The 19,480-nt window shown below is 70.3% G+C and carries 19 protein-coding genes and 1 pseudogene; 11 read left to right on the top strand and 9 right to left on the bottom strand.

The annotated features are described in order from the left end of the window. Window positions 1-92 precede the first annotated feature (92 nt). Window positions 93-851 carry a CDP-alcohol phosphatidyltransferase family protein gene (locus OG883_RS38410; RefSeq protein WP_266551495.1) on the bottom strand — a complete coding sequence of 253 codons (759 nt, stop codon included), beginning with the start codon at window positions 849-851 and terminating at the stop codon, window positions 93-95. Between the two features lie 117 nt (window positions 852-968). On the opposite strand from OG883_RS38410, the gene OG883_RS38405 reads away from it, so the two are divergent. The 5 genes and pseudogenes from OG883_RS38405 to OG883_RS38385 all read left to right on the top strand — a co-directional run. Next, window positions 969-1,967, top strand: a complete 999-nt coding sequence (locus OG883_RS38405; protein WP_266551493.1) for a zinc-binding alcohol dehydrogenase — start codon at window positions 969-971, stop codon at window positions 1,965-1,967. A 103-nt stretch (window positions 1,968-2,070) separates the two neighbouring features. Continuing rightward, window positions 2,071-2,469: a 6-carboxytetrahydropterin synthase gene (locus OG883_RS38400; protein ID WP_266551491.1), complete on the top strand. Its 399-nt coding sequence runs from the start codon at window positions 2,071-2,073 to the stop codon at window positions 2,467-2,469. Window positions 2,470-2,489: 20 nt separating this feature from the next. Continuing rightward, window positions 2,490-3,587, top strand: a complete 1,098-nt coding sequence (locus OG883_RS38395) for a glycosyltransferase family 4 protein (RefSeq protein WP_266553207.1) — start codon at window positions 2,490-2,492, stop codon at window positions 3,585-3,587. Next, window positions 3,584-4,477, top strand: a complete 894-nt coding sequence (locus OG883_RS38390) for a class I SAM-dependent methyltransferase (protein WP_266551489.1) — start codon at window positions 3,584-3,586, stop codon at window positions 4,475-4,477. Before OG883_RS38395 ends, OG883_RS38390 begins: the two co-directional genes overlap by 4 nt. Continuing rightward, window positions 4,474-5,409: pseudogene (locus OG883_RS38385) on the top strand (lysylphosphatidylglycerol synthase transmembrane domain-containing protein); the annotation flags it as partial. The gene OG883_RS38390 and the pseudogene OG883_RS38385, both read left to right, overlap by 4 nt. Here OG883_RS38385 and OG883_RS38380 read toward each other — a convergent pair. Both OG883_RS38380 and OG883_RS38375 read right to left on the bottom strand, forming a co-directional pair. Continuing rightward, on the bottom strand, window positions 5,341-6,213 hold the full coding sequence (locus OG883_RS38380; protein ID WP_266553204.1) for a RibD family protein: 873 nt from the start codon (window positions 6,211-6,213) through the stop codon (window positions 5,341-5,343). The pseudogene OG883_RS38385 and the gene OG883_RS38380 overlap by 69 nt on opposite strands. A 29-nt stretch (window positions 6,214-6,242) precedes the next feature. Beyond that, window positions 6,243-7,007, bottom strand: coding sequence for a creatininase family protein (locus OG883_RS38375; RefSeq protein WP_266551487.1), 765 nt, complete (start codon window positions 7,005-7,007; stop codon window positions 6,243-6,245). A gap of 144 nt (window positions 7,008-7,151) precedes the next feature. Between OG883_RS38375 and ribA the strand changes: the two genes are divergently transcribed. The 3 genes from ribA (at window position 7,152) to OG883_RS38360 (ending at window position 10,439) form a co-directional block, all read left to right on the top strand. Next, window positions 7,152-7,808, top strand: a complete 657-nt coding sequence (gene ribA, locus OG883_RS38370; protein ID WP_266551486.1) for a GTP cyclohydrolase II — start codon at window positions 7,152-7,154, stop codon at window positions 7,806-7,808. A 529-nt stretch (window positions 7,809-8,337) separates the two neighbouring features. Further along, window positions 8,338-9,621, top strand: coding sequence for a serine/threonine-protein kinase (locus tag OG883_RS38365; protein ID WP_266551484.1), 1,284 nt, complete (start codon window positions 8,338-8,340; stop codon window positions 9,619-9,621). Continuing rightward, window positions 9,618-10,439, top strand: coding sequence for a hypothetical protein (locus OG883_RS38360; RefSeq protein WP_266551482.1), 822 nt, complete (start codon window positions 9,618-9,620; stop codon window positions 10,437-10,439). The genes OG883_RS38365 and OG883_RS38360 overlap by 4 nt, the downstream gene beginning before the upstream one ends. 306 nt (window positions 10,440-10,745) lie before the next feature. Here OG883_RS38360 and OG883_RS38355 read toward each other — a convergent pair whose 3' ends face one another. Further along, the gene (locus tag OG883_RS38355) at window positions 10,746-11,234 is read right to left on the bottom strand and encodes a hypothetical protein (protein ID WP_266551480.1); all 489 of its coding nucleotides are present in this window, start codon (window positions 11,232-11,234) and stop codon (window positions 10,746-10,748) included. Between the two features lie 632 nt (window positions 11,235-11,866). Between OG883_RS38355 and OG883_RS38350 the strand changes: the two genes are divergently transcribed. Then, a complete protein-coding gene (locus OG883_RS38350) occupies window positions 11,867-12,505 on the top strand; it encodes a lamin tail domain-containing protein (RefSeq protein WP_266551478.1) in 639 nt (212 codons plus the stop codon). Between the two features lie 272 nt (window positions 12,506-12,777). Here OG883_RS38350 and OG883_RS38345 read toward each other — a convergent pair whose 3' ends face one another. Next, entirely contained in the window at window positions 12,778-14,124 is a 1,347-nt protein-coding gene (locus OG883_RS38345; protein ID WP_266553201.1) for a M64 family metallopeptidase, read from the bottom strand. A 163-nt stretch (window positions 14,125-14,287) separates the two neighbouring features. On the opposite strand from OG883_RS38345, the gene OG883_RS38340 reads away from it, so the two are divergent. Then, window positions 14,288-15,667 carry a helix-turn-helix transcriptional regulator gene (locus tag OG883_RS38340; protein WP_266551477.1) on the top strand — a complete coding sequence of 460 codons (1,380 nt, stop codon included), beginning with the start codon at window positions 14,288-14,290 and terminating at the stop codon, window positions 15,665-15,667. A gap of 355 nt (window positions 15,668-16,022) precedes the next feature. Next, entirely contained in the window at window positions 16,023-16,511 is a 489-nt protein-coding gene (locus tag OG883_RS38335; RefSeq protein ID WP_266551475.1) for a DUF4232 domain-containing protein, read from the top strand. A 192-nt stretch (window positions 16,512-16,703) separates the two neighbouring features. Here OG883_RS38335 and OG883_RS38330 read toward each other — a convergent pair whose 3' ends face one another. The 4 genes from OG883_RS38330 to OG883_RS38315 all read right to left on the bottom strand — a co-directional run bounded on the left by OG883_RS38330 (window position 16,704) and on the right by OG883_RS38315 (window position 19,253). Next, a complete protein-coding gene (locus OG883_RS38330; protein WP_266551473.1) occupies window positions 16,704-17,039 on the bottom strand; it encodes a hypothetical protein in 336 nt (111 codons plus the stop codon). Between the two features lie 288 nt (window positions 17,040-17,327). After that, the gene (locus OG883_RS38325) at window positions 17,328-18,029 is read right to left on the bottom strand and encodes an NUDIX domain-containing protein (RefSeq protein WP_266551471.1); all 702 of its coding nucleotides are present in this window, start codon (window positions 18,027-18,029) and stop codon (window positions 17,328-17,330) included. After that, a complete protein-coding gene (locus tag OG883_RS38320) occupies window positions 18,026-18,403 on the bottom strand; it encodes a DUF4406 domain-containing protein (protein WP_266551469.1) in 378 nt (125 codons plus the stop codon). The genes OG883_RS38325 and OG883_RS38320 overlap by 4 nt, the downstream gene beginning before the upstream one ends. Before the next feature lie 64 nt (window positions 18,404-18,467). Beyond that, window positions 18,468-19,253: a DeoR/GlpR family DNA-binding transcription regulator gene (locus tag OG883_RS38315; protein WP_266551468.1), complete on the bottom strand. Its 786-nt coding sequence runs from the start codon at window positions 19,251-19,253 to the stop codon at window positions 18,468-18,470. Window positions 19,254-19,480: the final 227 nt, after the last annotated feature.

Here is a 19,480-nt window from a genome sequence, read left to right as displayed (position 1 = left end):
CTACGGCCTGACGGAGCATAGGACCGGACCGGGCCCGGCTTTCGGCGTCCACGGACACGTCCGCGATCCCCCGCCCGCTCACGCGGAGCGGGTCACACGCTTTCGTGCGTCGGGGCCGGGACCCCCGGAGCGTCTTCACGGACCCTCACCCGCCACAGCCACCTGATGTCACGCGCGAAGGACCAGACGAGCAGCGCCAGCGCCGCCACAACCACCGCGTACGCGGACACCCGCGGGATGATCCCGGCGCCGACCACAAGAAGGACGATTCCCTGGAGCGCGGCCACCGTCTTACGGGCCGTGCTCGGAGGAAGCGGCCCGTGCAGCCACGGAAGCACCCGGGCCGCCACGACGAAGACGTAGCGCATGGCGCCGATCAACACCACCCACGCGCCCAGCGACATGGCGACGTAGATGCTGAGCACCAGGATGAGGAAGGCGTCGACCTCCATGTCGAAGCGTGCCCCCAAGGCGGACTCCGTACCGGTGCGCCGGGCGACCTGGCCGTCGACCGCGTCAAGGACCAGCGCCACCGTGGTGAGGACGACGAGGACCACCACCGGCGGCCGGCTCACGAAGGAATCCGCGACCAGAGCGGTCACACCCCCGACGAGCGTTGTGCGGGCCAGGGTGACGCCGTTGGCCGGGCCGAAGGGCCCGCGCCGCGACCGGCGAAGGGCACGGGTGAGCACAGCCCAGGTGGCGACCGTGAACGTCAGGCCCGTCAGCCATCCCGCGGGCCCCAGTCCGATCACCGCACCGAGAAGAACCAGCAGAAGCGTCTGCGCGCCCGCCCCTGCCGCCGGCGCCGGGCGCACCAGCCTCGTGTCGTATGTGCCGCTCAGGGCCACCGCGCACCATCCTCAGGCCATGTGACAGATTCGCTGAGTGCCGCGTACCGTGTGCGCGGTCTCACGATGATCAGAACGTAAACCGTCACCCCAGCGTTCAAAACAGGAGGTCGCCGAATGGACCGCGCCGCACGCGCCTTCTGGCTCCGATCCCCCGGTCACGGCGAGATACGGGATGTTTCGCTGCCGGAACCGGCCGACGACGACGTCGTGGTGCGCACCCTGTGTTCCGGTGTGAGCCGGGGTACGGAGAGCCTCGTCTTTCGCGGCGGCGTACCGCAGAGCCAGCACACCGCCATGCGGGCGCCGTTCCAGGACGGCGAGTTCCCCGGGCCCGTCAAGTACGGCTATCTCAACGTCGGCCTTGTCGAGGAAGGTCCGCGGCACCTCGTCGGCCGTACGGTCTTCTGCCTCTACCCGCACCAGAGCCGGTACGTCGTCCCGGCGAGTGCAGTGACCCCGGTGCCGGACACCGTCCCCGCCGGGCGGGCCGTGCTGGCAGGGGCGGTGGAGACCGCGGTGAACGCCCTGTGGGACGCCGCACCGCTGATCGGTGACCGGATCGCCGTTGTCGGAGCCGGCATGATCGGCTGTTCTGTCGCCGGTCTTCTCGCCCGGTACCCGGGCGTGCGCGTCCAGCTGGTCGACTCCGACCCCGCCCGCGCCGCCGTCGCCGAGGCGCTGGGCGTCGACTTCGCGCTCCCCGAGGACGCCTTGGGCGACTGTGACCTCGCCGTCCACGCCAGCGCCACGGAGGGCGGACTCGCACGCTCACTGGAGCTCCTGGCTGCGGAGGGAACGGTCCTGGAACTGAGCTGGTACGGCGACCGGCGGATCAGTCTGCCGCTGGGGGAGGCCTTCCACTCCGGCCGTCTGGTCCTGCGCGGCAGCCAGGTGGGGAGGGTGTCTCCGGCCCGGCGCTCCAGCCGGACCTTCGCCGACCGGCTCGCGCTCTCGCTCGATCTGCTCGCCGACCCCGCCTTCGACGCACTGGTCACCGGTGAATGCGCCTTCGAGGAGCTGCCGTCGGTGATGAACGGGATCGCCGCCGGTGATCTTCCCGGGTTGTGCCACCGCGTTCTGTACGACACGACCACCGCGACGTCCTGCGCCTGAACTCCGAACGACCTGGGCCTTTGAACACGCAGTACGCTCCGGCCGTACTGATGGGCATAGGGCCGCCAGCGGCCATATGCGTCGGACCGGGAGGTCACAACCGTTGTTCAGCGTCACCGTCCGCGAGCACCTCATGATCGCTCACAGCTTCCGCGGGGAGGTCTTCGGACCCGCGCAGCGTCTGCATGGAGCGACGTTCCTTGTGGACGCCACCTTCCGCCGTCCCGAGCTCGACGCCGACAACATCGTCGTCGACATCGGACTGGCCACCAGTGAACTCGGCAGCGTGGTGGGCGAGTTCAACTACCGCAACCTCGATGACGAATCCGAATTCGCCGGCACCAACACCTCGACGGAATTCCTGGCCAAGGTCATCGCCGACCGTCTGGCCGACCGGGTGCACGCCGGGGCGCTGGGCGAGGGAGCCCGCGGTCTCGCCGGCATCACAGTCACCCTGCACGAATCGCACATCGCGTGGGCGAGTTACGAGCGGGCTCTGTGAGCCACGCAGCCGCCACCGCCATGCCCCAGCGCTCAGTGCGTGTGGTGATGCCCGGTGGCGTCGACGATCCGGCCGCGCCGAGCGGCGGAAACATCTACGACCGCAGGGTGTGCCGGGACCTCCCCCGGGTCGGCTGGCAGGTCCGTGAGCATGCTGTCGCGGGCGACTGGCCACAGCCGGGAGCCGACGCGCGGGCGGAGCTGGCGCGGATCCTCCGGGAGTCGGCGGACGGCACCCTCGTCCTCCTCGACGGACTCGTCGCCTGCGCCGTACCCGACATCATCGTCCCCGAGGCCGAACGGCTGCGCCTGGCGGTACTGGTGCACCTGCCGCTGGGCGACGAGACAGGACTGGCACCGGGCCCGGCGGCCACTCTGGACGCCGCGGAGCGCAGGACACTGCGGGCCGTGGCGGCAGTCGTGGCAACCAGTGAGTGGGCGGCCGACAGGCTCGTGGACCACCACGGGCTCGCCCCCGGCCGGGTCCATGTCGCCGCCCCGGGAGCCGACATAGCCCCCCTGGCGACCGGCACCGGCAGCCCCCTGCGGCTGCTGTGCGTCGCCTCGGTGACCCCGCGTAAGGCCCAGGACCAGTTGGTGCAGGCCCTCGCCGCCGTCGCCGACCTGCCGTGGAGCTGCCTCTGCGTCGGCGGGCTGGGCCAGGATCCGGAGTACGTAGCCCTGCTCAGGGAGCTGATCGGTGAACGGGGCCTCGGCGACCGGGTCCACCTCGTCGGCCCCCGGTCCGGCGCCGAGCTGAACGCGAGCTACGCCGCCGCCGACCTTCTGGTGCTCACCTCGCACGCCGAGACGTACGGCATGGCCGTGACGGAGGCGCTCGCGCGCGGGGTTCCCGTACTGGCGACGGCCGTCGGCGGGCTCCCGGAGGCGGTCGGGCGCGCGCCCGACGGCAGTGTGCCGGGCGTCCTTGTACCGCCGAAGGACCCGGCGGCTCTCACCGCGGCGTTGCGCCGCTGGCTGAGCGACCCCGGCGAACGCCACCGTGCCAAGGCGGCCGCGCGACGCCGGCGCACCGCGCTGGACGGCTGGGAAGCGACCTCACGGAGCCTGGCCAAGGCGCTGGAACAACTCCGGCAAGAACCACGGAGAGCCGCATGAGCGAGACCGACGCACCTCGATACGCCCCGGAGTGGCTGGCACTGCGGGAGGGCGCCGACGCCGCCGCCCGCGCAGCAGAACTCCTCGACCCGCTGCGGGAACACCTGGCGGACCAGGTGGATCCGGCAGCCCCCATGAATCCGGCGGGTCCGGCGCGGCGGGACGCGGGGCTGACAATCCGCGATCTCGGCTGCGGCAGCGGTTCCATGGGGCGCTGGCTGGCCCCCCGGCTGAACGGTCCCCAGCACTGGATCCTGCACGACCACGACCCCGGCCTGCTCGCTCTGGCCGCCGCGCAGATGCCCCGTACGGCCGCCGACGGCAGCCGCGTCACGGTGACGACGGAACGCGGTGACATCACCCGCCTGACCGCGGACGGCCTCACCGGCACCTCGCTGGTGACGGCCTCCGCTCTCCTGGACCTGCTCACCCGCGACGAGTTGGACGCGCTCGCCGCGGCCTGTGCCGTGGCCGGCTGCCCTGCGCTGCTGGCGCTCTCCGTGGCGGGGCGGGTCGGTCTCACGCCTGCCGACCCGCTGGACGCCGAGATCGCCGACGCGTTCAACGCCCACCAGCGCCGCGTCGATCACGGCCGCCGGCTCCTGGGACCCGATGCCGCCACGGCGGCCTCCGATGCCTTCGCACGCCACGGCCTGACGGTGCAGGTGCAGGCCAGCCCGTGGCGGCTGGGCGCCGACGAGTCCGCGCTGACGGCGGAGTGGCTACGGGGCTGGGTCGGCGCCGCCCGTGACCAGCGGCCGGACCTCGCGCCGGATGCCGATTCGTATCTGCAACGCCGCCTGGCAGCGTGCGAAGCGGGTGAGTTGCGGGCCGTGGTGCACCACAGCGATGTGCTGGCCCTGCCCGGGCCGACGGGCGGCACCGCATGATCCTGCGGGCGGTCCGGGCCCGCCTCGGCATGCTCGTCGGAGCCGCCATCGTCGCGGCGATGCTGTGGTGGCAGGGCACCGGCGCTTTCCTGGACGGCCTGCACGGGATCGACGGACCCACCCTCCTGGCGGCTCTCGCCCTCGGGCTGTTCACCACCGTGTTCAGCGCGTGGCGCTGGTGCCTGGTGGCTCGGGGGCTGGGCATCCGGCTGCCGCTGGGCCGGGCCGTCGCCGACTACTACCGCGCTCTGTTCCTGAACGCGGCGCTGCCCGGCGGCGTCCTCGGCGACGTGCACCGCGCGGTACGGCACGGGCAGAGCGCCGGTGACGTCGGCCGGGGCATCCGCGCGGTCGTCCTCGAACGGATCGCGGGGCAGGCGGTCCTGGTCGCGGTCGGGGTGGCGCTCCTGATCACGCAACCCTCCCTGGCCCTGGCGGAGATCGGTCACCGTGTCGCGACGCCGGGCGCCGCGACAGCCCTTGCCGTGGTGTCCGGTCTTGTGATCGTGGGAGTCGTCCGGCTCCGCCGGACGCCGGACACATCGCGATGGCGCCGGTCGCTCCGCACCACGCTGGCCGAAGCACGGCTCGGACTGCTCGCCCGCGGGAGCTGGCCGGGGGTGTTGATCTCCTCCGTTGCGGTGCTGGCGGGGCATCTCGGTACGTTCCTCCTCGCTGCCCGAGCCGCGGGGTCGACGGCGCCGGCGGCCGAGTTGCTGCCCCTGATGGTGCTGGCGCTGCTCGCCATGGCGCTGCCGCTGAACATCGGCGGCTGGGGGCCCAGGGAAGGAGTCACCGCCTGGGCCTTCGCAGCCGCGGGCATGGGCGCTGCCCAGGGGCTGACCGTTGCCGTGGTGTACGGACTACTCACCTTCGCCGCGAGCCTGCCCGGTATCGGTGTGCTCCTCACCCAGTGGTTCGCCGGAATGCGCCATCCGCAGGTCGAGTTCGAAGAGGGTGTCCTCGCCGAGGACGGCGCGTCGCGTCGGCGGACGGAGCGCGTCCCGCATCAGCTCCGGACCGGGGAAGCCGAGCCCCGGGACGCCGTCGCCGAGCAGGACCGGTGCCACGGTGACGTAGAGCCGGTGCAGCGCCCGCGCATGGAGGAAGCGCGACACGGTCACGCCGCCGCCCTCGACGAGCACGCGGCCCAGGCCGCGTGCTGCGAGCTCGCGTACCAGGCGTCGAGGGGCGAACGCAGCGCTGTCGGGCAGGGTCAGTACGTCAACGCCGTCGATTCTCGTAGTGGCCTGCCCGCGCTCGCTGTCGGCGCCCACCACCCACAGGGTCGGCGCCGCCCCGTCGGTGAACACCCGGTGGCGCAGCGGTACCCGGCAGTGCGGATCGAGGACGACGCGCACCGGGTTGGCTCCCGTGCAGGCACGGACTGTCAGTTGGGGATCGTCGGCGACCGCGGTGCCGGCTCCGACGATCACCGCGTCGGCGAGCGCCCGCACGCGGTGCAGGTGCTCGCGATCCTCTTCGCCGGTGACGTAGTTGGCGTCGCCGGTACGGCTTGCGATGAAACCGTCCAGACTCTGCCCCAGCTGCGCGAACGTGAAGCGCGGACCGGCCAGGCACAGCGACAGATAGCGGTCGGCGAGGACATCCGCCTCGGGCGAGGCGTCCCGCCACCGGCGCTTTCCGTCCGCGCCCCGGAACAGCCCGGCGGCGTCGGCGTCCGCCTCGGATCGGATGCCGCGCAGCCGCTCCCAGGCTTCCGATGCGTCGACCATGCCGACACCCTGCTCGGCGGCGCTGCCGGTCATCGTGTCTCCTGCCGGACGTTGGCCGGTGCCATGAGCGAGAAGTATTCGGAGAAAGAATCAACAAGGCCTGCCAGCAATTCCTTACCCTTCCGGGACGACGCCAATGACGGGCAGCCGATCACGCCTGATTCCGTGTAGGCCTGCATACCGAGAGTAAGCAGATGCTCCCGCTCGTCGGCCGTCCAATCGGCGGTCTCGTAACCGGGGCGTACCAGTTCTGGACTGTCGTGCAGCAAGATGGACGTCTCCACTTCGCCCGCATGCATATCACTGTGAGACGGCGTCCGCACACCGGCCCTGTCCCTCGCCGCGGTCCAGTCGGTGGACCCCGGGAAAAGCGCCATGCGAGTCCCGCTGCCGGCGGACTCCTGAACAATGTTGCGCAGTACGTAGTTTCCACCGTGCCCATTGATCAGAACCAAGTTACTGATACCGGAGCGGCGAAGCGATTCGGCGATGTCCCGCACGACGGCATAGAGGGTCGCGGCGGAAATGCTGACGGTTCCCGGCCAGGCGGCATGCTCGTGCGAGCAGGAGACCGTCACCGGAGGAAGAAGGTGAACCGGATACGCGGCAGCGACCTCCCGGGCGATGGCGCAGGCGATGACAGTATCGGTCATCAGGGGGAGAAACGGCCCATGCTGCTCGAAACTCCCGACGGGAAGGACAGCGACGTCACTCTGCCCGGCCCTCACATCCTCCGTCGTCGTGTCCAGCGGCAACAGGCCGCATACCGGAAGTCGCGCTTGCGGACCGCTCATGCTTTCCGACCCTTCCCTTCTTCTGCTACGAGAGGTGGCGTGGATGGTTCACCTATCGACCGAACTCGTTGAATCGGCAGACCAGTTGATATCCACTCACCGATTTTGAGCCTACCGCCGCAGGTTAGCCGATATGATCGGATCATGATAGATAACAATGACACGCAGCGCGACAGCGCCCGTACGTCGGGCGTCGAACGCGTGGCAAATGTCCGACTGTCCACGGAGCATGGCGATTTCCTCGCTGTCGGCTACCTGGACCGCATTCGCGGAGACGAACAAATAGCGCTGGTATACGGCGATGTCGAGGGGGAAGGAACGCTTACCCGCGTACATTCGGAGTGCCTGACCGGAGACGCCTTCGGGTCCAAGCACTGTGAGTGCGGAGAGCAGTTGTCCGCGGCGCTGCGCGCTATCGCGAACGAGGGACGCGGCATTCTCGTCTACCTCCGCGGACACGAGGGGCGGGGGATCGGCCTGTTGGCCAAGCTGCAGGCAATGCAGCTCCAGGCCGAAGGACTGGACACCGTCGAGGCCAATCTCGCGCTCGGGCTCCCGGACGACGCCCGCAGCTACCGGGTTGCGGCGGATATCCTGCACGACCTCGGTGTGCGATCCGTACGGCTGCTGTCCAACAACCCGCGCAAGCGCGCGGCGCTTCTGGAGCACGGCATCAAGCTCACCGAACAGGTTCCGCTGCTGATCCCCCCCTGCGAGGAGAACATCTTCTATCTGCGGACCAAGCGGGAACGCCTCGGCCATCACCTTCCGCACCTGGACCGCGCGGCCGACGAGTCCTGAAACGTGGGCGACTCCACGTCGCCCACCGTCCGGCCCCGTCTCTCCGACCGGGAGTCGAGTAACGCCCCGCTGCGCCCGCAATATGCGCGTGCGGAGGACACAAGCCAGGCCGACGAACTCGTCGAGTTTTTTACTATAGCCCCTCTGACCTGCACCTACGTCATCGGTGCCTGCGCTGCTGCCCGTTGGGCCCCGAGCCCGCGTTCCGCGTGCAGGAGCAGCCGGGACGTCACACTCTCACCCTTCATCCCTCACCCCTCGCTCCTCGCTCCTCGCCCTCACGCAGTGGCCCGCTTCGGCGGGCCACTTGTTTCGTTGCGTCAGATATGGCTCAGGGTGGCGACTTCACGCCCGAAGCCGACGCTGCGGTGGCCCGGGACCACGCTCACAGTGTGGACCGGCGACAGGAAGAGCATTTCTCCGCCAGCATGCTGCCCGATGGTCAGGTTCGCAGGCGGATGTGACTTGCCGGCACACACCCCTTGGGCGCCCGCCCGGCCTTCGGTGGAGCCCCCACCGTGAACACATCGTGGCCGGAAGGAGCTTCAACCGCCCCCATCAGTTCCGCGCCATCGTCAGCCGACTGGCCGCGGACGGCTCGTCCAAACTCGTCGACTTCGGCATCGCCGCGGGCCGCGGCGACACGCCTGGTGTGGCCGGCACCCCCGCGTACATGGCCCCGGAGCAGTGGAACGGGGAGCCCGCCTCACCGGCAGCCGACGTCTACGCCGCAACCGCGACGTTCTACGAATGCCTGACCGGCCGCAAACCGTACACCGGCGACAACTTCGCCGAGCTGGCGCTGCAGCACATCAGCGCGCCGGTACCCGAGGAGCAGGCACCGGATCCGGTGCGCCCGCTGATCCGGCGCGGGCTGGCCAAGGCTCCGCAGGAGCGGCCCGAGAACGCGGCGGCATTCGTGGCGGAGCTGGAAGAGATCGCCAACGCGGCCTACGGCCCCCACTGGGAGGAACGCGGCCAGCGCAAACTCGCCGCGCTCGCCGCGCTCCTGCCGCTGCTCCTCCCCTCCCCCACGGGCCAGGCCGCGGGAACGACCGAACTGGCCACCACCGCGCTGGGAGGCGCCGAAGGCCGCGGCTGGACGCCGAGCCTGCCGGGGGCACTGGCAGGCGCCGCCGCGCTGATCCTGGCCGTAGTGGCCGCCGTTGCCGCCGCAGGCCCCTCCGCAGAAACTCCGCACCGGACCACGGCCCGGACCGTCGCCACCACCAGCGCACTGCCGCACCCGGCCACCGGCGCGCCCCACGGCCCGACCGCGTCCGCGAGCCGGTCACCGGCCGCCAGCACCACCGCCGTCCCCTCCCCCTCTCCTCCCGGTTCCCCTTCCGGTCCTCCTTCCGAGAGCACGGCGGCCATTCCCGCCGGGCCCTCACCGGCGATGTCACCGACCGCGGCCGACCCGCCGGATCCGTCAGCGACGTCCGCATCGCCCAGCCCCTCCGCGCCCGCCCCCACGCCCACAGCATCCGTGCGCGTGAAGTCCCTCTCCATCACCGGCCTGCGCCAGACCAGCCCGACAGGCGCCACCGTCACCCTCGCCGTCACCACGGACGGAACCGATCCGGTGACCCTCGACGTCGTATGGTTCGCCGGCGACACCAAGGGCGAACCGGGCCCGCAGGACAGCTCGCAGACCCTTCGGCGCAGCGGTGCGACGCAGTACACGATCACCCTCGATCACGCCTTCCGCACTGGGGGCTGCTACTGGACCGTCCACGCAACGACGCACCCGGCCGCCGCGAACGGCAGTTCCTCGCAGCAGATCCTCACTCGAAGGTGCAGCGTCCAGTGAACGATCCACGCATCCCCCACGACAGCGCGAAGGACCGGCACTGCCCTCCGCGCCCGGACCCGCAGCAGGCACCGGACTGCACCACCGCACGCCTGCCCGCGGGCGGTCCCTCCAGTGACACCCCATCGCCACACGCGGCTCACGGCGTTCACGACGCGGGCGGCAGGGACGGGTACAGCGCGACCGCGCTCGGCAGCCACTGGTTCGAGCGTCCGGACTCGCAGCCCGCGCCGGACACCGCCACCCGCCTCTGCACCAGGCAGCCGACGAGCGCGGCACCCGACCGCGTGGAAGGCGAAGTCCTTCGCTTCGGTCCAGGAGTCACCGCCGTCCTCCAACGACAACGGCGCAACCACGACAACCCCGTCACTACCGCCGCGGCCCTCTGGCACGGAAACCCGTCCCGGCAGCAGCCCCGCCGACAGCGCCGCGGACTCCGCCGTTACGCCCTGGCTGCCACTGTCCTGCTCGCCGTTCTGGCCTACCTCACGTGGCAACGACACGGACCGGCCCTGGCCGTGTCAACCGTGACCCTGCACACCACCGCACAGGAGCCCGCGTGTGACAGCACGACCGACGTCACCGGCCTGGTCACGACCAACGGACAGCCCGGAACCCTGACCTACCGCTGGACACGAAGCGACGGCACCTCCTCCGGCCTTCTGCGCGAGAAACTGACACACGGCCAGAAACAGGCCCGTCTCCACCTGCTGTGGACCCTTCACGGCCGGGGAACCTACGAGGCCCGTGCACAACTGCACATCCTGACGCCCTCCTCACACACAGCGACCACACACCTTACCTACCACTGCTCCTGACAGACCCCCCTGCACCACCAGGACCGGCGCACGAGGTCGAAACGGGAGCAGCGGTTCTCCTGGCCTGCAGTGATCGGCCGAGCAGTGGCGGCAACAACCGCTCTCCCCCACGAGGCGGATCCTGCAGAGGCAGTGCCGGTCAAGGACGGTTCGGAGGCGAACCCCGAACGGGGCCGCGCCCCGGCCTGCGTCGATGTCGCTACGGCCCGGCAGCGTACGGGGCTGAGCGACGAGGGAGCCGCGCGGCGCTCCGAACTCCTGGGGCAGCCGCACGGCTCAGTGCCAGGTGGGTTGCCGCTGGTCCGATCAGTGGCCGGGCGTGGCCGGGACGAAGGAGTTCACCAGCGTCTCGAGGACAGTGCGCGACCAGTCGCTCTCCGGAGGGGTCACCACGGTGACCAGCTGGAGACCCGCGCCCACCACCGCGATGTCGTACGGCTCGTACCGGAACCCGGTGCGGCCGTAAGGATCCTCCTGAGCCGTCAAGCGCAGTGACCGCCAGCCCACCGGCTCGCAGGCGAGGGAGAAGGGTCCTTCTCCGCGCTCGTCGAGCACATAGCCAAAGTCGTCCCAGCCCGCTTCCATCTGCTCATCACGGGCGACGAGAAGATGGACTGCGTCCGCGGGGAGCTTCACTGCGCCAGGAACCCACGGTGAGAAGACTCCGTCGGCTCCCTCGTCACCGGACGCGACCCGGAGCCCGGGCCAGCGCTCCAGCCAGCGGTCCAGGAAACGCTCCATCGCGACGGAGACGGGCAGCTGCGCCAGGAAGACGCTGTCCATTCCTGTGATCACGACGTGCTCCACCCCGATATCGGCTCGAAGTACCTGACCCGGGTCGTGGGGACGCCGATCGCCGGGCACGGAGAGGAACTTACCGTGGCCGCACCGCAGACGAGATATCGAGATGTCCGCGATTCGGTCGCCGGCCCGGACTGGCACCCCCGGGCGGCCGTCGCTGCGCAACAGCAGTCGGCTGTGACTGGCGCCGTGGGCACAGGGGTGGAACCTGCGGTCGCTCCGGAAGATCTCCGCGCCGGGAGCGACCTGCTCGGAAATCGAAAGTGAAACCGGGGCACGATGGCCTGTACGAAGAGCGCGAGGATGAAGGTGTTACACAATTCTGCGGCTCTCGAGTGCGAACACCCGGGGTGGCGTCCGGGTGGCGCGGGGAGGCGGAAAGCGGTTGTTGTTGATCCTTGTACCGATCGGTGCAGTGGCCATGCGAACCGGGCAATCGGGCCTGACGGATCGATGCCTTACGCAAGGGAGAGTTACGGACATGTCCGTATTTGGTAACGCGAATCGGCGCCTCCGCTCTTGGTGGCGCGATTACGCCAATCTGTGGTCCTCGGCTCCGGCCGGGAACCCGCATCGCGTCAACACCCCAGTTCAGGGGGCTAGGCGCACTTAGTTGAGGGGACATCATGTCTGCTTCTCGTACCACTCGCCGCCTTGTCGCCGCTCTTCTGGCCACCGGTGCCCTGGTGGGCGCTGCGGCGCTGCCGGCCTCGGCCGACGACCGACGTGACCACGGCCGGCACCAGCAAGCCCGTTCCGCCGTCGTACTCGGTGACATCCAGTACGACAGCCCCGGACGCGACACCCGCTCCAACCGCAGCCTGAACGCCGAATGGGTCGACGTCACCAACAACGGCCGCCGCGCGGTCGACCTCGACGGCTGGACCCTCACCAACCGCGACGGCGACCGCTACCACTTCGACAACCTGCGCCTGGCCGGCCACTCCACCGTTCGCGTCCACACCGGCCACGGCCGCGACACCCGCCGCGATGTCTACCAGGACCGCAGCGACTACGTCTGGGACGACCGCTCCGACACCGCCACCCTCCGCAACGACAACGGCCGCACCGTCGACACCGACTCCTGGGGCCGTGGCCACCACAACAACGGCCGTACCGACGGCACCGACTTCTGGGGCCGTGACCACCACAACAACGGCCGTACCGACGGCACCGACTTCTGGGGCCGTGACCACCACAACAACGGCCGTACCGACGGCACCGACTTCTGGGGCCGTGACCACCACAACAACGGCCGCCCCTGATCTCCATAACCGGCGGCCTTGCCCTTGACTCACAGAGGCACGGTCGCCGCCCCACCCGCACGGCGTGCCGCGGCCCCCAGCCGCGGCACGCCACATTTGTGCCCTCACGCCGCCCAGAGGAAGAACTCCACGAGGTCTCCTACGACAGCCTGGCGGGGACTGAGTCGCCCTCATGCCTCAGCAGGTCGACAAGGTGGTGACCGAAGTCGAGCGCTCCGGGCAGCGGCGGTCCAACAATCGCCGCCCGGAGATCCACGCGGGCAGATCAGGGATCAGAGCCGGACGGCCCAGACGACCGTCGCACGCAAGTTGCCGGCGATCTCCGGGTCGCGTACCGAGGCCGTCCGGTCGACGACGGTGACCGACAGCCGGTGCTTCCTGAAGTCCCACAGCTTCAGCCCCAGTTCGGACACGCGTACCTCGGTCCGCCCGGCGAAGCGCTTCAGCTCCTTGCCGTCCAACGACCAGCGGACCGCGAGCTGCGTCGCATCCACGCCCGCCAGCCGGGGCACGGAGACCTTCGCGGTATGGCGTGCGCGCAGCGTGCGGTCGGTGGGGGTGACGGCGGTGGCGACCGTCGCGTGACGGTAGAAGCCGGCGATCATCGCCTCGGTGCCGGGGAGGTTGAACGGCTTGCCGAGGACGCGCATGAGCGAATTGTCGGTGGGGCGGTACAGCCCCTTCACAAAGTAACCGCCGCCCTCGTACGCGCCGATCGTGCCGCCGTCGGGCGACTCCTCGCCCAGCCAGCGGTGCCACTTTGCGCGCTGGGCTGCCATCCGGTCGGCCGTCAGGGTCGAGATGTTGGAGTCGCCGGGCTCCGGGCCCGTGTACTGCTCGTAGCCCGGGTATCCGGGGTAGAAGTATTCGTCGGCGAGCTTGCCGAGGGAGTGGCCCGTCTCGTGGATGGCGACCTGGCCCGACCGGTCGTTGGCGGCCGAGGCGGTCGATATGCCTTCATAGCCGAGGGTCTCGCTGGGCTCGTTGTAGCCCGCGCCGCCGTACTTGGTGCTGTTGGCGAGGACGATCACGAGGTCGGCCTCCGGGACCCTGGCCACGTACGAGTCGACCTTGGTCTGGTCGATGCAGAGCAGCCGCTCGATGTCGTCGCACCAGAAGTACGAGCCGAGGGCGGTGTCCCGCACAGTGGCCTGGTCGGGGTCGCCCGAGACGCCGGACGAGTGGGAGACCGCGTCGACCGTCCAGAGGTTGAAGAGGTTCTGATAGGTCGTGTACGGCTCGACGGCCCCGACCTCGGCCCACTTCTCCTTGGCGTCGGTGTGGAACTGGGCCAGCTCGGCGGCGGTGTAGCCGTCGCCGACGACGACCACGTCCAGCCGGTCCGCGGTGGAGCCGTTGTCGATCACCTTGGTGACCTCGCCGTCGGCCGCCGCCTCGCGGGCGGAGAGCCGGGGCGCGGGCCGGTCCCGCCCGTCGGCCGGTATGTACGTGTGGCCGGATCCGGCGGCTGTGCCGTGCTCCGGCCCCGGTATCTCGACCTCCACCGTCTTGGCCTCGGCCCGGCTCGCCTCGGCCGCCGGAGCCGGGCCGGCGGCTGCCGGCCCTGCTCCGGCGGCCAGTGCGGCGGTGACGGCTGCGGCGACACCGGCCGCTGCCATGGCCCTGCGCAGGGTTGAGCGCACGGAGTCCTCCCCCTGTACGGAAGTTAAGTGCATGGATAAGTGTGTTGAACGAGTTGCTTAAATTAGGGGCGTGCGCGGGAGGTGCGCAATGGCCAGTGGCCCCTGAATACTGGGGAGTTCGAGCGACCAGGGGGTCTCCATGGACGAACCGGCCGAAATCGGCCGCCGGGTTCAGCGTCTGCGTACCGAACGCGGCCTGACCCAACGGCAATTGGCGGAACCCTCGTACACCGCCGCCTACGTCTCGACGCTGGAGTCCGGCAAGGTGCGGCCCTCCGAGACCGCGCTGCGCTTTCTGGCCGAGCGCCTCGGCACGTCGTACGAGGAACTGGCCACCGGACGCCCTGCCCACCTGGCCACCGAACTACGGCTCGCCCTCACCGACGCCCAGCAGATGCTCGCCACCGGCGCCGCCGACGAGGCGGCGGTCCGCTACCGCCGCCTCCTCACCGACGCCGAACACCTCGACCTCGCTCCCGAGCAGGCCGAGGCGCTGCTCGGGCTGGGTGACTGCGCGCTGGAGACCGGCGAACTGGGCGACGCCGGACGCCACTTCCAGGCGGCCGAGCGGCTCCTGTCCGGCGAACCGCTCCCCCGCCGCGCCCGCGCGATCCGCGGCCGCGCCATCGCACATCTGCTCGCGGGGGAGCTGCGGTACGCCTGTTACCTCCTCGAATCCACCATCGACGAGCTCGGCACGAGCGGGCTGGCCGACCCGGAGGCGCTGGTCCTGCTGTACGCCGCCGTCATCGGCCCGTACATCGACATGGGCGCCCACGCCCGCGCAGCGCACGCCGCGGAGCTCGCCCTCGCCCTGGCCCCGCAGGTCAGCGACCCGGCGCTGGTGGCGGGCATGCACCGACAGGTCGCCCGCACCTTCCTCGCCGAAGGGCGCACGGCCGACGCCGACGCCTCCCTGGCCAAGGCCCAGACGATCTACCACCAGCTGCGACTGAACACCGACCTGGCGCACTGCCACTGGATGCGCGGCTACGTTCAAGCCCAGAACGGCGAACTCGACTCGGCCGAAAGGCAGTTGCGTACCGCCCGGGACATGCTGGCGGCCAAGCGCGCCGCCCTCTACACCGCCCAGGTGGAGGTCGAGCTCGCGGACGTCCTGCGCCGCCTCGGCCGACACGACGAGGCGTCCGGACTCCTTTCGGCACTGCTCGAACTCGGCGACCAGCACGGCGCCGTACACGCAGGCGGGGCACACCGGCTGCTCGGCCTGATCGCGGAGGAGAAGGGGGCGACCGAGGCCGCAGAGGAGCACTACGTCATGGCACTCGGCCTCCTGGAGAGGAGCGGGGCGACAGGAGACCTCGCCGACCTGTGCCGACTACTGGGCGACCTGCTGCGCCGCACGGGCCGCACCGAGGCGGCACTCGACGCGTACCGCACGGGCCTCGGCGACCGCGCGGCCCCCGGCACGACGACCCTGGGGACGGCGCCCGCGTCGATGCCGGATCGCCTGCGTGGCGCGGGCGGCGGCGTACGGCCGACCGCGGAGTGGAGCTGAAGGAGATGACTGCTGTGTTGGCCGGCCCACGCAGTCAGACGGATTCCTCATCCGTACCCCGGGGACATTCGCGGCGGCCCCATCGGTCGGAGCACGAGCCCGCACCACGGATCGGACCTCGTCGTCGACCGGGAACGCCCCCGGCCGATGGGTCACCGACGCGGGACCGTTCCGCGGTTCCCGTCACGACAGCGTGACCCCGACGTGGCCGGGAGGCCGCGCTGCCCGTTGCCACGTCACGCCTCGTTCACGCTGCGGTCACGGGTGCTGCGTCAGGCTGTAGCCGTCACATAGGGCCGTGAGAGGAGAAGCGATGAGGCCCACAGGGAGACTGGGAGCGGTTATGGTCTCGTCCATGCTCCTCACGGTTGGTGCAGTGACGCAAGCGGCGGCAGACGGGGCGTACATCCCGCGTGCCCCGGTCGCTGCCTGTAAGCACACCCAGCTCATTGCGGACAGCGCGCAGCAAGTGGGGGCCGACCGGGTGCGAATCACGCTGATCAACGATGGCCCGAAGCCGTGCGTGCTGAAGGGCTTCCCCACCGTGGCCCTTGCGGGTCAGGGGTCGCCCAGCAACAACAAACCTCTCAAGGTCGTGCGCCAGGGCGACGCACGGCCGGTGAAGCTCGCGGTTGGCGGCAGGGCCTCGACGCAGCTCACCTTCACGCCGGTGCTCGGTGAGGCCGACGGCTACTGCGCCTCCAAGGCCAAGCCTTCCGTCGCACCCTCGATCGTGCTGGGTGCAGGCGGCGGGGGGCTGCAACTGGGGTTGGAGGACGGCGGTGACTTCGCCCTCTGCGACGGCAAGGTCCGGGCCACCGCCTTCCGCAGCTCCGGCGCCTGACGCCGCTGCGGGGGCCGGTGGCCACCCGATGCGACCGCGCAGCCGTGTACAGGCCCGCTGCGGGAGGCCGAAGGAGCCTCCTGCGGGCAGCGACGCGCCGCAGATCCGGTTACGGAACACCGATAGGTCGCGGGGTCGTCACAGCGGTGTTCCGTTGGACCCGGTCGCGCGTCCAGGCGTACGAGCGGTCTGCTAGCGGGGGCTGGTGATCCATCGCAGGACGGTCCTGATGGTGGTGTCGTCGAGAGTGCAGAGGGCATGGATTGCGTGGAGGTCGCCGGGAAGCGGTGCGATCCCTGTCGTGGTCAGTGCGGCGTGCAGGTCCAGGCGGCGCTTGTCGGGGGCCGCCAGAGTGAAGGACAGCCGCTGCTTGGGGTCGGGAGCCGGCAGGAAATAGTCGCCTGCCTCCTCGACGGCTCCCGCCGCATCCTGCTGCTCGAAGTCCTGCAGGAGGGGGCAGCGGTAGACGTCGCGTGCCCACTGCGGCGTGGTCGGCTGCGTGAGTGCAGAAACCTGTGTGGCGTTCATCGGGGCCTCCTGGGTGTTGTCACTGACCGACAGGAGTCCCTGGAAGCGGAGTCCAGTTGCATGTGTGGCCAACTACCACCCGAACGACCCCAATAGCATCTCGTCATAACGCAACACCCGATGGAACTCAGTCCGCCCGCGGCGTCGTCGGCCGCACTGCGCTTCGACACAGGCGTCCTCGGCTGCTGCGGACCGAATGTGACGCGGCCTGACCGCATGCGATCGGCGCGGCGTCGCCCGACACCGTGCAGGGTGAAGGCGGGGCCGACGAAGGCGAGGGCATCGACGTCATGGCACACCACCGGTCCGGGGGGCGGGTTCCTGGCGAGGGGGCACCGACCGGAAGGGGCCTTCCAAGGCGGCCCATTGCAGCAGCATGATGGTTTTGGCGTCGGCGATGGCCCCGTCGCGGATCATGGCGAGCGCTTCGGTGAACGGCAGTTCGACGACGATGATGTCCTCGCCGTCGGCGGCGATTCCGCCGCCGACGGAGGTGGAACCGGCTGGACTGTAGGGGGCGGCGAAGAAGTGCAGCCGCTCCGTGACCGAGCCGGGGCTCATATAGACGTCGAAAACACGGCGGACCTCGCCGATGACGTGCCCGGTCTCCTCGGCCACTTCCCGGCGGATCGCTTCGCTGGGGCTGTCGCCGTCCAGCAGCCCGGCCGCGGCCTCGATCAGTATCCCGTCCGGGTGACCGTTGGCGTAGGCGGGAAAGCGGAACTGCCGGGTCAGCAGTACCGTGCGGCGGCCGGGATCGTAGAGCAGGATCGCGGCGCCGTCACCCCGGTCGTAGGTTTCACGCTGCTGGCGGCTCCAGTGGCCGTCGCTGTGCTGGAAGTCGAAGGTCGTCTTGCGCAGTACGTACCAGTCGCAGGACAGCACCTCCACGTCGCGCACGCGCACCCGCGGGTTCGCGGTCAGGTCACGGCCATGGCGGTCCAGTCCGGTGCGGCCACGGGGGTCGGGGGTGTCGACGCCCGTGGTCATCGTGCCGCCGGTATCTCGGCGAGGGCGGTGTAGACGTCCTTTTCCGCGGCGCGGGCCTGTTCCACCATCATGTCGGCCCCGGCTGACGTGCCGCCGATCCGCAGCACCGCGTCGCAGCGCGCCAACAGCCGCTCCGCTACGGGGTGGAAGATCTCCTCGAAGGCGGCGTCCCCCGGCCGAGCGCTGCCGGCGACTTCCAGCAGTGGGAGGGCGAGGGCTTCACCGGTCACGGGCAGGTGTCCGGCACGGAAGAGGCTGAGTGCGGTTTCGTTCATCGCCCGCACATGTGCGGCGAGTCTGGCCGGGTCGTCCCCCGTGCCCGACCGGTAAGGGCCGGCAACCAGGATCATCAGCGGATGTGGGGCAACAGTCATGGCGTCACTCCGTACAACAGTCGGGGGCCCTGGGCGACAGCGCCAGGACGGGGATCACGGCCGGTCAGGCCAGCACGATGTCGACACCCGCGTCGCGCAGGGCGAACAGTGTCTCGGGGCCTTTGGGGTGAGTGGCCACATCATCGGCGGCGGCGTCGGTGACGAAGGTGTCCACCGCGCCCAGGCCGGCGACCTGACTGAAGGCGCGCACTCCGAGCTTGGTGGCGTCGGCCACCGTGATCGTCCGGGCGGCCTGGGCGAGTCCGGCTTGCTTCACGGCGGCGTCGTCGAGGGAGAACTCCGACCAGCCGTGCTGGGCCTGCACGCCCCCGATCGACATCACGAACACGTCGAACGCCATCGCTTGCAGGGCCCGCATCGCGAGCGGGCCGACCAGGGAACGCTCACCCGGGCGGGAGTGGCCGCCGATCACCAGCAACCGGATTCCGGGCCGGTCCGCCAGCCGCACTGCCGCCTGCAGACTGAGCACCGCCACCGTCAACGGCGCGCGGGCGACCAGGTGCTCGGCAACATGCACCGTCGTGGTACCCGCGTCGAGCAGCACAGTCGACCCTGGCTCCACCAACTCCGCTACCGCGCACCCCAGCCAGTCCTTCGTCGCCGCCTGCCACCCCTCCCGCGCCGCGAACCCGGCTTCCTCCTCACGCGAGCGGGTGGCGATCGCCCCTCCCCGTACCCGCTTGGCCAGCCCCTGGCGCTCCAACTCGTCCAGATCACGCCGCACCGTCATCTCCGACACACCCAGACGTCGCGACAACTCCGCAACGGAGACCCGGCCCGTGCCCTGCACCAGCCGCAACGTCAGATCCAGACGATTCGCTACTCCCATGCCCCATTTCTAACACAGCAATGTTCGAACGAACAGTGAAATGTTAACTCCCACTCGAGTCGATCCGCCGATCGCAGGCGCACCGCGGGAGACGTGGCAGCACACCCACTCGGCACCAGGCTGCCGCCGCCTTCACCGCCTCCAACACGTTCCGCGGGCGCGGCTACTTCCCGCAGCAGGCACGGCGGACTCCCATCAAGGAGGAACAACGCGCTTGCGCGGGCCAA

This window comes from Streptomyces sp. NBC_01142 (assembly GCF_026341125.1).
Lineage (GTDB): Bacteria > Actinomycetota > Actinomycetes > Streptomycetales > Streptomycetaceae > Streptomyces.
This window is presented reverse-complemented; position numbering and strand designations above follow the sequence as displayed.